This is a genomic window from Paenibacillus jilunlii (assembly GCF_900102965.1).
GTDB classification, from domain to species: domain Bacteria; phylum Bacillota; class Bacilli; order Paenibacillales; family Paenibacillaceae; genus Paenibacillus_AQ; species Paenibacillus_AQ jilunlii.
The window spans coordinates 57,103-70,234 of sequence record NZ_FNGM01000012.1 but is presented as its reverse complement, the minus strand read 5'-3'; the positions used below and the strand labels follow the sequence as shown (position 1 = coordinate 70,234).

Annotated in this window: 14 protein-coding genes; 12 read left to right on the top strand and 2 right to left on the bottom strand. The window is 50.0% G+C overall.

Annotated features, from left to right (window positions below; all coding sequences use genetic code 11):
• Positions 1-189 precede the first annotated feature (189 nt).
• From BLQ82_RS19870 to groL, 7 genes are all read left to right on the top strand, one after another.
• Positions 190-837, top strand: coding sequence for a 5-formyltetrahydrofolate cyclo-ligase (locus BLQ82_RS19870; RefSeq protein WP_062523502.1), 648 nt, complete (start codon positions 190-192; stop codon positions 835-837).
• Positions 828-1,334 carry a cyclic pyranopterin monophosphate synthase MoaC gene (moaC, locus tag BLQ82_RS19865; protein WP_062523503.1) on the top strand — a complete coding sequence of 169 codons (507 nt, stop codon included), beginning with the start codon at positions 828-830 and terminating at the stop codon, positions 1,332-1,334. The genes BLQ82_RS19870 and moaC overlap by 10 nt, the downstream gene beginning before the upstream one ends.
• Positions 1,335-1,386: 52 nt before the next feature.
• On the top strand, positions 1,387-1,872 hold the full coding sequence (locus BLQ82_RS19860) for a MogA/MoaB family molybdenum cofactor biosynthesis protein (protein WP_020429419.1): 486 nt from the start codon (positions 1,387-1,389) through the stop codon (positions 1,870-1,872).
• A 129-nt stretch (positions 1,873-2,001) separates the two neighbouring features.
• A complete protein-coding gene (gene tatA, locus BLQ82_RS19855) occupies positions 2,002-2,244 on the top strand; it encodes a twin-arginine translocase TatA/TatE family subunit (protein WP_062523504.1) in 243 nt (80 codons plus the stop codon).
• 145 nt (positions 2,245-2,389) lie between these two features.
• Positions 2,390-3,163, top strand: coding sequence for a twin-arginine translocase subunit TatC (tatC, locus tag BLQ82_RS19850; protein ID WP_025707281.1), 774 nt, complete (start codon positions 2,390-2,392; stop codon positions 3,161-3,163).
• A gap of 339 nt (positions 3,164-3,502) precedes the next feature.
• Positions 3,503-3,784, top strand: a complete 282-nt coding sequence (groES, locus tag BLQ82_RS19845; protein ID WP_020429415.1) for a co-chaperone GroES — start codon at positions 3,503-3,505, stop codon at positions 3,782-3,784.
• 130 nt (positions 3,785-3,914) lie between these two features.
• Complete coding sequence (gene groL, locus BLQ82_RS19840; protein WP_062523505.1) at positions 3,915-5,546, top strand: chaperonin GroEL; 1,632 nt, start codon at positions 3,915-3,917, stop codon at positions 5,544-5,546.
• 219 nt (positions 5,547-5,765) lie between these two features.
• On the opposite strand, the gene BLQ82_RS19835 is transcribed toward groL, so the two are convergent.
• Both BLQ82_RS19835 and BLQ82_RS19830 read right to left on the bottom strand, forming a co-directional pair.
• On the bottom strand, positions 5,766-7,067 hold the full coding sequence (locus tag BLQ82_RS19835) for an ammonium transporter (RefSeq protein WP_425281106.1): 1,302 nt from the start codon (positions 7,065-7,067) through the stop codon (positions 5,766-5,768).
• 2 nt (positions 7,068-7,069) lie between these two features.
• On the bottom strand, positions 7,070-7,477 hold the full coding sequence (locus BLQ82_RS19830; protein ID WP_062523506.1) for a hypothetical protein: 408 nt from the start codon (positions 7,475-7,477) through the stop codon (positions 7,070-7,072).
• 354 nt (positions 7,478-7,831) lie between these two features.
• Here BLQ82_RS19830 and BLQ82_RS19820 point away from each other — a divergent pair, with 354 nt between their 5' ends.
• From BLQ82_RS19820 to hutH, 5 genes are all read left to right on the top strand, one after another.
• On the top strand, positions 7,832-8,344 hold the full coding sequence (locus BLQ82_RS19820) for a hypothetical protein (protein WP_062523508.1): 513 nt from the start codon (positions 7,832-7,834) through the stop codon (positions 8,342-8,344).
• Between the two features lie 165 nt (positions 8,345-8,509).
• Entirely contained in the window at positions 8,510-9,496 is a 987-nt protein-coding gene (locus tag BLQ82_RS19815; protein WP_062523509.1) for a hypothetical protein, read from the top strand.
• 392 nt (positions 9,497-9,888) lie between these two features.
• The gene (msrA, locus tag BLQ82_RS19810; RefSeq protein ID WP_074648438.1) at positions 9,889-10,854 is read left to right on the top strand and encodes a peptide-methionine (S)-S-oxide reductase MsrA; all 966 of its coding nucleotides are present in this window, start codon (positions 9,889-9,891) and stop codon (positions 10,852-10,854) included.
• Between the two features lie 105 nt (positions 10,855-10,959).
• Positions 10,960-11,421: a histidine utilization transcription antiterminator HutP gene (hutP, locus tag BLQ82_RS19805; RefSeq protein ID WP_062523510.1), complete on the top strand. Its 462-nt coding sequence runs from the start codon at positions 10,960-10,962 to the stop codon at positions 11,419-11,421.
• Between the two features lie 127 nt (positions 11,422-11,548).
• Positions 11,549-13,102 (top strand): histidine ammonia-lyase, encoded by a 1,554-nt coding sequence (gene hutH, locus BLQ82_RS19800; RefSeq protein WP_062523511.1) that lies wholly within the window; start codon positions 11,549-11,551, stop codon positions 13,100-13,102.
• Positions 13,103-13,132 lie beyond the last annotated feature (30 nt).

The window sequence follows — 13,132 nt, the reverse complement described above, 5'->3', positions numbered from 1 at the left end:
TGCTGTGATGCGTCTGAATGAAAGAATCCTGCCATGGAGACTGCTGCATCAGCCGGGTCGGGTTCAAGATTGGCAAGGGTTCCTGTAACAGCGTATTTCGTTCAACCTTGGCGAACATGTGAGAAGAGTGGTAAACTGAGTTTACAAACTATGATAAGCTAGGATATAACGGAGGGGAGGCGGCTGCCCATGACAGGCAACCGTGCGCTGCTGGCGGCGCTTAAGCGGGAGCTGCGCGCAGAGAGAGCGGCTGTCCGTGACCGGCTTGCTGCAGATGACCGGGCATCCATGTCCGCTCAGGCCTGCCGCCATGCACTGGAGTGGCTCCAGAAGGAGAAGGCCGCTTCACTGCTCGCCTATGTGCCTTTCCGTTCAGAGCTGGACTGCCGCCCGCTGATTACCGGGGCCTGGGCGCTTGGCCGGGAGGTGCTGCTTCCCCGTGTTGCTGCGGAAGCGGGAACCATGAGCCTCCATACGGTTGGCTCCTGGGAGGAGCTTGCACCTGGAGCTTATGGCATTCTGGAGCCCTTGATCCCTGAAGGGGATGGGCAGGAGCCGGAAGTGCTCCCGGTCCCGGATGTGGTTTTTGTTCCGGGGCTGGCTTTTGACCGGCAGGGCGGGCGTCTTGGCTACGGTAAGGGCTACTATGACCGGCTGCAGGCGTCCTGGAAGCAGGGTTCGAGATTTGCTCTGAAGCCTCCGGTCTGGATCGGGCTGGCTTTCAGCCAACAACTGGTGCCTGAAGTCCCAATGGATGGGCATGATGCCTATATGGACATGCTGATTACGGAAGAGGGCATCTTTCATTGCCGGGAGGAGAACATACCATGGAATTAACCCATTTCAATGAGCAGGGCAGGGCGCGTATGGTGGATGTGAGCGACAAGGAGATCACCAAGCGGACAGCTGCCGCGCGCAGCAGCGTAGAGATGGCTCCCGGAACGCTCGCAGCGATCAAGGGGGGCCGGATCGGCAAAGGCGATGTGCTTGCTGTTGCCCAGGTTGCCGGAATTATGGCGGCCAAAAAAACCGCAGACTGGATTCCCATGTGCCATCCGCTGCCGCTTACCGGCATTGATATCCGTTTTTGGGATAACAGCGAAGACCGGCTATATATAGAAGCAACCGTCAAGACAACCGGCAAAACCGGGGTGGAGATGGAGGCGCTGACCGCCGTATCGGCAGCCGCGCTGACGGTATACGACATGTGCAAGGCGCTGCAGAAGGATATGATTATCGGGCCCACGCTGCTTGTGCAGAAGAGTGGAGGCAAAACGGGGGATTACGCGCTGGAGCAATCTGGGCACCAAGATGCGGGTGGAAGCGCTGAGTAAGGCTGTGAAAACAGCCGTCTATACATAGCATAGCGAGAAGGAGGGACAACCTATGGCGTGGAAAACAGCAATCCTGACGGCCAGTGATAAAGGGGCCAGAGGCGAACGGGAAGACACGAGCGCCCAGGTTATTCGGGAACTGGTGGAAGAGGAACTAGGCGGCGAGATCGTTGAATATCGGATCGTGCCGGATGAGCAGGATGAGATTATTGCCGCACTGATTGAATTGACGGATTATTTTCAGGCGGATCTGGTGCTGACTACGGGCGGCACCGATCTGGCGATCCGTGATGTTACGCCTGAGGCGACCCGCCGTGTCATTGAGCGGGAGGTTCCCGGGCTCTCCGAGGCCATGCGGAGTACGGTAATGCAGAAGAACCGTGCAGTGATGCTGTTCCGGGGCATTTGCGGCATCCGCGGAAGAACGCTGATTGTGAACCTGCCCGGCACACCTAAGGGAGTGCATGAGAATCTGGCAGCGATTATGGATCAACTGCCGGAAGCGCTGCTCATGGTAACCGGCCAATATCGGCAATAATTTCTTCTTTCCGGTAAGGTCACCAAGAATCGTCATGGATCTCTGATGGATGTGTGACATAAGTTATGGTATTATTAATTTATTGTTAACGATATCATGGACGGACAGAGTGACAAGGAGGAATAATCTATGCTAAGTGGTATTGGTGCTCCCGGAATTATTTTATTGGTCATCCTGGCGCTGCTGCTCTTTGGGCCCAATAAGCTTCCTGAACTGGGCCGTGCCGTCGGGCGTACATTCCGTGAATTTAAGGACGGGGCGCGGGAGATCATCAATGATCCGGAACCGGTCAAGAAAAGCGAAGCTCCGGCAGCGGCAGCCCCGCAGACTATGGCAGCAGATCTTCCGCAGGACAGACGTCTGCCGGAATAATATCATCTTTTCACGCGGGGGCGTTTCTCTCAGTGCTGTTTCAGGCTGGGCGGCGCCCCTTTTTTGAAAATATAAGAATTTATATGCTTCACGCAATAAATTATCCTACGGCTCCTCATACATAAGTTATCGGGTGGTGTCAGTCATGTCTCTGGAAGCGGAAGAAATGTCAGTGGTGGATCATCTTACCGAACTGCGCAGACGGATTATCTATGTGCTGGTTGTATTTGTTGCCGGCCTCGTTGCCGGTTTATTCGTTGCCAAACCCATTTATCTCTACCTGATTCACGCAGATATGGCCCAGGGCTTCGTGCTGCATGCTTTCTCCTTCTGGGACGGCATCGGGATGTATGTAAAAATCGCCATGGCTGTTTCACTGGCCGTATCTGTCCCGTTTGTTGTCTATCAGCTGTGGGCATTTATCAGTCCCGGACTCCGGCCTGTGGAGCGGAGCGCCGCTCTGCGTTACGTGCCTTATGTGTTTGTCCTTTTTATACTCGGCATCGCTTTTGCCTATTATATTGTATTCCCGATGGCGCTGTCGTTCACGATTACAATAACCCGCAGTATGGGGCTGGAAGAGACTTATGGCATTGCCCAGTACTTCAGCTTCATGTTCAGTCTGGTCATTCCGCTGGCGCTGCTGTTTGAGCTTCCGCTTGTCGTCATGTTTCTGACCAAGCTGAGAATCCTTAATCCGCTGCGCCTGCGCAAGATGCGCCGGTATGCTTATTTCGCGCTTGTCTTTATCGCCGTGGTCATCACGCCGCCGGATTTCATCTCGGACTTTCTCGTCACTATTCCGCTGCTGATTCTCTACGAATTCAGTGTATTTCTGTCGTCCTTTGTCTACCGCAAGCAGCTTGCCATGGACCGTGAGCTGGAGGCCCGTTACGTCAGGAAAGAGGAGTCCCGTTAGGGAACCGGAAAACGTAAACCGGAAGGGCATATTCTGCCCTTCAATGGATAGAATGTAAGAGAGTGTGGGCCGGACAACCCCCACCACCATATTTTTCCGAAAAAGCTTGACGATTTTACGTAAAAGGACTTGAAATCCGCCTTCAAGTTGAGTATCATAAAAATTGTTGTTAGCACTACACAGTGTTGAGTGCTAACAGTGCTGAGAAGGAGGCCATCGTCGGTATGTTCCGATCCGAAGGACCTGTTTTTCAGAGCTGCCGCCGAAGCTTTAGTCTTCACCGGTATCCCATCTATGTTTTCAAGTTAAACAACATATTTCAAAGGAGGCTATTTTTTCATGATCAAACCACTAGGTGAACGCGTATTGGTAGAACCAAGCGAGCAAGAGCAAACCACTTCATTCGGGATTGTGCTGCCGGACTCCTCCAAAGAGAAGCCGCAGGAAGGCAGAATTATCGCTGTAGGCAGCGGTGCCCTGAAAGACGGAGTACGTGTTCCGCTTGAAGTTAAAGAAGGCGACCGTGTGCTGTTCTCGAAATATGCCGGAACTGAAATTAAATACGAAGGCAAAGAATATTTGATTATGAAAGAAAGCGACATTCACGCGATTCTCGACTAATCAGCAAACCTTTCATAAGTGATAACCGAATTATACTTACACCAAAATTGGCTGATGCTTTCGAAGTGAGTTTTGAACGAAGTCACTCAGGAAGTAACGCTAACAAAACTTTTAGGAGGTTAATTACACAATGGCAAAAGAAATTAAATTCAGTGAAGATGCCCGCCGCGCAATGCTGCGTGGAGTTGATGCTTTGGCAAATGCCGTGAAAGTTACACTTGGACCAAAAGGCCGCAACGTAGTGCTGGAAAAGAAATTCGGCAGCCCGCTGATCACTAACGACGGTGTAACCATCGCCAAAGAAATCGAACTGGAAGATGCTTTTGAGAACATGGGCGCACAGCTCGTGAAAGAAGTAGCTACCAAAACTAACGATGTAGCCGGTGACGGAACTACAACTGCAACTGTTCTGGCTCAAGCGATGATCCGCGAAGGTCTGAAGAACGTAACTGCAGGTGCAAACCCGATGGTTATCCGCAAAGGGATCGACAAAGCGGTTAGAGCAGCTGTAGCTGAACTGCAGAACATCGCTAAGCCAATCGAAGATTCCCAGGCGATCGCTCAAGTAGCTGCAATCTCCGCTGCTGACGACGAAGTGGGCAAGCTGATTGCGGAAGCTATGGAAAAAGTGGGCAAAGACGGCGTTATCACCGTTGAAGAATCCCGCGGCTTCCTGACTGAGCTTGAAGTGGTTGAAGGTATGCAGTTCGACCGCGGCTACATTTCCCCGTACATGATCACTGATACGGACAAAATGGAAGCTGTGCTGGAGAACCCGTACATCCTGATCACCGACAAAAAGATCAGCAGCACGCAGGAAATTCTGCCATTGCTGGAGAAGATCGTTCAACAGGCACGTCCGCTCGTGATCATCGCTGAAGACATCGAAGGCGAAGCTCAAGCGATGCTGATCGTGAACAAACTGCGCGGAACATTCAACGCTGTAGCGGTGAAAGCTCCTGGCTTCGGCGACCGCCGTGAAGCTATGCTGCAGGATATCGCTGCTCTGACCGGCGGCCAAGTCATCACTGAGAAGCTCGGTCTTGATCTGAAGAGCACTTCTGTGGAACAACTGGGTAATGCCCGTCAAGTGCGCGTAACCAAAGAAAACACAACCATCGTAGACGGCAGCGGCGACAAAGCGGACATCAATGCACGCGTAAGCCAAATCCGTGCCCAATTGGAAGAAACCACTTCCGAGTTCGACAAAGAAAAACTGCAGGAACGTCTGGCTAAGCTTGCTGGCGGCGTAGCCGTTGTCAAAGTCGGCGCTGCAACTGAAACTGAATTGAAAGAGCGTAAACTGCGCATCGAAGACGCCCTGAACGCAACCCGCGCTGCGGTTGAAGAAGGTATCGTATCCGGTGGGGGTACAGCTCTTGTGAATGTATATAACGCTGTTGCTGCTGTAGAAGTAACTGGCGATGAGCAGACAGGTGTGAACATCGTGCTGCGCGCTCTGGAAGAGCCAATCCGCACAATCGCAGCTAATGCAGGCCAAGAAGGTTCCGTTATCGTGGACCGTCTGAAAAAAGAATCCATCGGCATCGGCTACAACGCTGCTACCGGTGAATGGGTGAACATGTTCGAAGCCGGAATCGTTGACCCTGCCAAGGTAACACGCTCCGCGCTGCAGAACGCAGCTTCCGTAGCTGCTATGTTCCTGACTACCGAAGCGGTTATCGCTGACAAGCCAGAGCCTGAAAAAGGCGGCGGCATGCCGGATATGGGCGGCATGGGTGGCATGGGCGGCATGATGTAATTCATGCACTTCCATGAATAAGTGCTAAATGAGAGGTTTTCCATGAGTTCTCCGAACTCTTGGAAAACCTCTTTTTCAATACTGGCAAGATAGCCTACTCCCCTAGAGGTGCATGGGGATAGACCTTGAACACAAAAAACGCCTTTTCACATTCCTATCGGGATGCGAAAAGGCGTTGTCCTACTTGTAAAGGGAGTTGGTTCAGATGAATGGTGTCCCTTATCTTCCTGTACTACTGTGAGAATCATTGTTGTCTTGCGCCAGGTAATGATCTTCCAGCTCAATAAATTCAGCAGAACGGTGCGCGGCGATCATGCCGTGATAACTGATATCGAGGCCGATTTCTTCCTCTTCTTCACTGGACCGTACCTGGACCAGCTTCCCGATCAGCTTAAGACCACACCAGGTGGTTGCAAATCCCCAGGCGGCCAATGTGACAAGACCAAGGACCTGTACCCCGAGCTGATGCCAGCCTCCGCCATAGAGCAGTCCCCCGTCGGTAGCGAACAAGCCTACGGCTACGGTTCCCCAAGCGCCGGATACGGCATGTACCGGAAAAGCGCCCACTGGATCATCGATGCGGCGGGCTTCCAGCCAGTTGGTAGCCGCCATCATGAGCAGACCGGAGACAGCGCCAATAAGGATGGCCGCACCGTCACTGACAAAGGCACAGCCGGCCGTAATACCAACCAGACCGGCGAGAGAACCGTTAATTACGGATGGCGCATCTGAACGCTGGTAGCGGAATAAGGTGTAGATCAGTGTGATCCCGCCGCCTGCTGCTGCTGACAGCATGGTTGTAATCGCGATGTGTCCGATCCGGGCATCGGTAGCACTTAAGGTGCTGCCTGCATTGAAGCCGAACCAGCCGAACCAGAGCAGGAAGGCACCAACCGACGCCAGCGGCAGGTTGCTCGGGAGGGCAACGGTGCTGTTCCCGGCCTGATTGAACTTACCCTTTCTGGGACCGATGACAATAGCCGCCGCCAGTGCCGAGAATCCTCCGAGGGCATGAATGACGGCTGAACCTGCGAAGTCCTGCAGGCCTAATTTGCTAAGCCAGCCGCCGCCCCAGGCCCAGTGGCCACCCAGGGGATAGATCAGGCCGGTCATGAGTATGACGTACAGCAGATAAGCGCGGAAGTTAATCCGTTCAGCAACCGCCCCCGATACGATGGAGATAACGGCAATGGTAAAAGCCGCCTGAAACAGCCAAAAGGTATCAATCGAGATGGTGAAATGGAGATTGGAGAGATCACCGCCAAGCATAAATCCGCTGGTGCCTATCAAACCGCCGGCATCTTTGCCATACATCAGCCCAAATCCAAAAATATAAAAAATCAGCGTTCCTATCGTGATATCGGCGAACACTTTCATGATAATGTTCACACTGTTTTTATATCTTACAAAACCGGCCTCCAGCAGGGCGAAACCGCCCTCCATCAGCAAAATCATAGCGGCGCTCAATACGACCCAAACCGTATCTACTCCTCCGCCAAGGGACTCCAGCGTCACATTCATTTCTATAATGCCTCCATGCCCTTAATGAATTTAATCTCTCTTATGATTTCTGGTGACAGCGGGATCTCTTCTGTTGCTGGATGAGCAGCGAGCAGCAGCAAGACCTGATCCAATTCCTGAATGGTTCTTTTAATGCTGTCTATTTGTTTAAAACGGTCTTTTACATGAACTATATATTCTACAGCGGTGTGATGGCTCGCCGGATGCCCTGCAAACCATTTGCGGATCGGGGAGAGCGATTGGTACATCGCCTCTTCTGCCCGCCTTTTTTGTTCGTATTTATTGATTTTATCCTTAATTCCCTCGATTTCTTCCTCTTTCCTGGCCTTGAGGCGTTCAATGAGGTCTTTTATTTCCTCGCTGGATAGACGATAAACAACATTTTGGTATACTTCATCCACAATAATCATGTCAGATCTCCTTACATGAAAAGTCATAGACTGATTATAGGGACAATGCAAATACAAGTCAATAGGTTTTTACGTGGCGATTTATCATCCAACTACGGTTTAAGCGATGCCTCCATAAATGGCGCAGGGCTAAAGACATGATCGGCGTGCTAATAAGATGGCGGTTATAAACGACGCTCACATCAATTTTCCTGATGAATCTGTTCTTGAAGAAATACAAAAATTTCTAAATAAATACTTGATATACCAAAAAAACAATTATATAGTATTCATGTGGACTTTAAGAATAGGATTGAGTATAATCGTGAAATTTTTCACAATAATAATTCCGTACATAACAAAGGGGATGGTTCTGTGAACCATGGATTATTAATTTTATTACTAATAATATCAATAGGGTGTAGTGGATGTACGAGTACTAATGAAAGTCATGATTTAACAATAACTATTGGAGATGAGAGCATTAATTTCGTTTCCTCAGACTATTCCAAGGACAATAATTCAGAAAATGATAAGACGATTTTCGAATTTGCCTTCAAACAAGATAATTTAACAGACATAAAATATATAAAACTTAATACTAAAATAACTTTAGACTTTGGGAATAACCCACCCGACAGTGTTGCTGTCAAAGACATATTGTTGGATTCAAACGGGAAGTTTTTATATTCTGATAAATTGTCTTCCGATATTTCGTTAACAAACGAAGGTCATAAATTTTTCTTTTTATTAAACAAGAATCCTGCATCTCTATTGAGTTCGAAATTCGATAACAAAAAGGTGGATATTAGAGGATTTGAAATTACGGCGACTTGGGGACTAAACGAAGAGAGATATGCTTTTGTAATAAAAGCTGATGCGTATTGATTGAATGGAAGTGAATGTAAACGATTACAAATTTGTATAGACGGAAAATAATATATGCTCAAATCATGTTGGGGGGTGGTTAATGTGAAGGTTTAAATTCCTTGCTGAACCTCAGAGAAGTGTTATCGTTGCAAGTTCAAACTATAAAATGAAGGGATGAGGATAATGAAAAAGAATTTTCTAACTTCGATATCATTGTGTTTTTCTTTGATCTTCTGTTTAGCGTTACCGGCAGCTTTTGCTGATTCAACAAGTGCTGTAGATGAAACCGCAAATGTTCAATATTCAATAACTAGTTCATATGAATACGTTGTAAAACCCAATACTGATGAATGGAAGAAGTTTACGTCTACTGAGGAGAAAGTTAACGCCTCTCAAATTCCACAAACTATTTTAAATAAGATGACCACAAAAGCATTAGTGGAAACAGTATTGAAGTATCCATTACTAGCAAATATGTTTGCTTTTAATACTAAGCAAGAAGGTTTCAATGCAATTTATAGTAATTTCAACGGTTTACAAGAATTAACAAAGAGAACTGATGCCATATTCGAACTAGAGCAATATCAGGATAAGATAGGTTATTTAGAAACAACAGATAATACAATAATCGCTCAAGGACTTTACGTTAAAGCTTTACTTGAAGCTCTTAGTTCTAATAGCCTTATTGGATCAAATAGTGATATTACTCCATACTATACTAACAGTTCTGTAACAACACCTAATGGTACTAGTGTGTCCACATATAAAGGGCTGACTTGGGCTGATCATGGACTTACGGCGACTGAGGCATCGGCATTACAAGCACAGATGGTAGCGGCGTATCCTAATGCAACAGTTGTGAGTTCTCAGAGTCCCAGTTATAATTGTCACTCATATGCATGGTATTCAACTAGTTCCACTAATACTCATTGGATGAATAGTGCAAGTGCTTATAGGACTGATGGCAGTTATACCAGTGGAACGGGTGTAGCCGGAAGTAAAGTGGATTATGGGGCAGGAGATCATTCAGGCATTGTAACATATGTTGGAGGAGGATCAGGCCCGAATGTAAAAGTTAAATCAAAGTGGGGAATATACGGAGTATTTACACATAATATTGTCGACTGCCCATATACGGCAGGCTCTTACTCTTGTACTTTTTGGAATTAATTATAAGGAGCTGAAGGCGCGAAGCCGTTTTCACTTGTTCCAATTAAAAAACCTTCTATAAGTTTGGTTCAACTTGTAGAAGGTTTTTTCTTGCCCTGAAGAAATGATGGTCGTATGAAATATCCAGCAGGCCATTCAACTCTGCTATGTTTTTTTTAATGTTTTGAGTCCGATGCCATGCGCCTTGTGATCGGACTTCGTCGACCGGGAAATTTTTCGGGATATATGTAGAGCACTCGAAGGTTGTTCAGCTGTCGGGTACAAGTGAGTACGTCCAGGCGGTGCTTGTTCCGGTTATTATAATCATAGGTTGCCTAACAGCTGCCCTGCTTTCTTTGGAAAAAAGAGATATTCATATATAATAGGGACAATTCACAGAGGAGGTGTTCCGGTTGAATGAAAAGAACAGAACGGAGCTTGCCACCTTTGCGGGCGGCTGCTTTTGGTGTATGGTCAAGCCTTTTGATGAGCTGCCGGGAATTGTTTCTGTGGTATCCGGGTATACGGGCGGCCATACGGACAATCCGACCTACGAGGAAGTGGGGACGGAAACGACGGGGCATGTGGAGGTTGTGCAGATTACATATGAGCCGGAGCGGTTCCCGTATGAGCGGCTGCTGGACATTTATTGGCAGCTGATTGATCCGACCGACAAAGGCGGACAGTTTATGGACCGGGGGTATTCTTACCGGACGGCAATTTTTGTGCATAATGAAGAACAGCGTGCGAAGGCGGAGGCGTCTAAGGCGGCCCTTCAGGCCAGCAAAAGATTTAAGGGCCCGATTGTGACAGAAATTCTTCCTGCCGCTCCATTCTACTCTGCTGAAGCGCTGCATCAGGATTATTATAAAACCCATCCTTTGGATTATAAGCTCTATCTGAAAGGCTCGGGCCGGGACGAATTTCTGGAGCAGCACTGGAACAGCCCAGAGGATCAAAAGCGCCTGCGCAATCAGCTGAACCGGCTGCAGTATGAGGTCACGCAGCATAAGGCATCGGAGCCGCCGTATGAGAATGCGTATTGGAATGAATTCCATGACGGCATTTATGTCGATGTAATCAGCGGCGATCCGCTGTTCAGCTCGGCGGACAAATTCGACTCCGCTACCGGCTGGCCCAGCTTCACCGGGCCGATAGCCGAGGGACTGATCCGGCGGGAAGCCGACTATAGCGGCGGTGAGGTGCGGACCGCGCTGCGCAGCAGACTGAGCGGAGCCTATCTGGGCCATTTGTTCTTCGACGGTCCGGAGCCGGCGAAGCAGCATTACCGGGTCAATTCCGCCGCGCTCCGGTTCATCCCGAAGGAGGAGCTGGAGGCGAACGGGCTGGGGCGGTATTTGGAGTTGCTAAATCGTTAAGGAGTAGAACATACCGCTGCATATGCGGCATATAATATAACATATTCGAAAAGTGAAACTCTGCAGGCTGTACAATTTGAACGCGAGAATCGAGGAGAATTCCGCATGGAGGAATCGCTGGCTTCATCATTCCCGATGGGTAAATTAGCTATTCTGCTGGCTGTTCTGCAGGAGCATGAATGGAAAAAAGTTGTCGAGCAGGAGCTGAATTCGCGGGATTTCCGCTACACGATTGGCCGGGTGGGTGCCATGGATATGATCAAGGTGGTTGCAGCGATCGAAACAGCCGCCAAGAATAACCATATTATCGACGGCAATTCCTACCGCGAGGTTCATTCGCTGTATCATGCGATCATCGAGACCATACAGAGCATTGGCCGCGGAATCGTGCAGTTTGGTGATATTTTACGTACGGTGGGGCTTACGTTTGCCATTGTAAGGGGAAAAAGGTCCGGTTCTGCTGAGCTGGAGGGCGAATGGATTGCCGTCTGTGCCTATGGTACGATTGGCGCTCCCAAAAAAGGGTTTGAGCATGAAGCCATTGGCTTCGGTTTTAATCATATTTAGAGGCAGTATGTTATCGGGAAGAAGCGCCTTAACGGATAAGCCGTAATTTAGTGATTAGTAATATAGAAGCCGGTACCTCTTATTAGGGTATGGGCTTTTTCTATTACTCGTAAAGCAGGTGAGGCTTATGTTGGAAACCGCCAATCCAACCGTAATTATCCATGGCAGTTCCTTAACGATTGAAGAAGTGATCCAAGTGGCCCGGTATCATAAAACCGTGGATCTTAGCGGGGAAAGCTGCCGGAAAGTCAATCATACCCGCAAGTACGTAGAGAAGCTGCTGCTGGAGAAAAAAGCGGTGTACGGCCTGACCACAGGCTTCGGCAAATTCAGCGATACGTATATCTCCCCGGAGGATACGAAGGCGCTGCAGCTCAACCTGATCCGCAGCCACAGCTGCGGGATAGGCGCGCCGCTGCCTGAAGAGGCCGTCCGCGCCATTCTTCTATTAAGAATTAACGCCTTATCTCTTGGCTACTCCGGCATCCGTCTGGAGGTGATCCAGCTGATGGTGGAAATGCTTAACCGCAACGTGGTACCCGTAATCCCGGAAAAAGGCTCCTTGGGCGCAAGCGGCGACCTGGCCCCGTTATCGCATATGGTGCTTGTGATGATCGGCGAAGGGGAGGCCTATTATCAAGGCCGGCGCATGCCGGGTGCACAGGCGCTGGCGCAAGCGGGACTTACGCCGATTGTGCTGGAGGCCAAGGAAGGGCTGGCCCTGATCAACGGTACACAGGTGATGACTGCCGTTGGCACGCTGGCCTGCTGGGATGCGCTGAATCTGGCCAACTGGGCCGATTGCGCGGCAGCATTGACCTGTGAGGCGCTGCGTGCGGTCCGGGATGCTTTTGACCCGGCAACACATATCGTCCGGCCTCATCGGGGGCAAAGGCAAGCCGCCGATCATATCCGGAATCTGACTGACGGCAGCAAGCTAATGACCCGCCAAGGGGAGCTGAGAGTGCAGGATGCCTACTCGCTGCGCTGTGCGCCGCAGGTCCATGGCGCCAGCCGCGATGCACTGGCTTATATTGCCGGGAAGCTGGAGATTGAGATCAACTCGGCGACAGATAATCCGCTGATCTTCGCCGATGAAGAAAAGGTCATCTCCGGCGGCAACTTCCACGGGCAGCCCATTGCGCTGGCGATGGATCATCTGTCCATCAGCGCGGCGGAGCTGGCGGACATCTCCGAACGCAGAATCGAGCGGATGGTCAATCCGCATCTGAACGACGGGCTGCCCCCGTTTCTGACGACGAACGGCGGCCTGGAGTCGGGGTTCATGATCGCGCAATACGCGGCGGCGGCCGTTGTGTCGGAGAATAAATCTCTGGCCCATCCGGCCAGTGTGGACTCGATTCCCTCTTCTGGGAATCAGGAGGATCATGTCAGCATGGGCACGATTGGTGCGCGGAAAGCGAAGCAAATTGTGGACAATGCCTATGCCGTACTGGCGATTGAGCTGCTCTGCGCGGCGCAGGCCATTGATTACCGCAATCCGCAGCTGCTGGGGCAGGGAACGAAATGGCTGTATGACCACTGCCGGGAGCAGGTGCCTTTTGTAGATGCGGACCGCGTACTTTCCGGCGATTTTGCCGCCATTGCGGAGTGGATGAAGGAGCCTGGCGTGCTGGAGGAGTTATTTGCTTTGGTGCCTTTTCATAATTATAAAAACTGAAGCTGATATTTAACAAAAGGGGGGGAGTAA

Coding starts and splice junctions, on each gene's coding strand:
- hutH (WP_062523511.1), top strand. CDS start 11,549: ATGTTGGAAACCGCCAATCCAACCGTAATTATCCATGGCAGTTCCTTA.
- BLQ82_RS19835 (WP_425281106.1), bottom strand. CDS start 7,067: ATGAATGTGACGCTGGAGTCCCTTGGCGGAGGAGTAGATACGGTTTGG.
- groES (WP_020429415.1), top strand. CDS start 3,503: ATGATCAAACCACTAGGTGAACGCGTATTGGTAGAACCAAGCGAGCAA.
- BLQ82_RS19815 (WP_062523509.1), top strand. CDS start 8,510: ATGAAAAAGAATTTTCTAACTTCGATATCATTGTGTTTTTCTTTGATC.
- BLQ82_RS19830 (WP_062523506.1), bottom strand. CDS start 7,477: ATGATTATTGTGGATGAAGTATACCAAAATGTTGTTTATCGTCTATCC.
- hutP (WP_062523510.1), top strand. CDS start 10,960: ATGGAGGAATCGCTGGCTTCATCATTCCCGATGGGTAAATTAGCTATT.
- BLQ82_RS19870 (WP_062523502.1), top strand. CDS start 190: ATGACAGGCAACCGTGCGCTGCTGGCGGCGCTTAAGCGGGAGCTGCGC.
- tatA (WP_062523504.1), top strand. CDS start 2,002: ATGCTAAGTGGTATTGGTGCTCCCGGAATTATTTTATTGGTCATCCTG.
- tatC (WP_025707281.1), top strand. CDS start 2,390: ATGTCTCTGGAAGCGGAAGAAATGTCAGTGGTGGATCATCTTACCGAA.
- moaC (WP_062523503.1), top strand. CDS start 828: ATGGAATTAACCCATTTCAATGAGCAGGGCAGGGCGCGTATGGTGGAT.
- groL (WP_062523505.1), top strand. CDS start 3,915: ATGGCAAAAGAAATTAAATTCAGTGAAGATGCCCGCCGCGCAATGCTG.
- BLQ82_RS19860 (WP_020429419.1), top strand. CDS start 1,387: ATGGCGTGGAAAACAGCAATCCTGACGGCCAGTGATAAAGGGGCCAGA.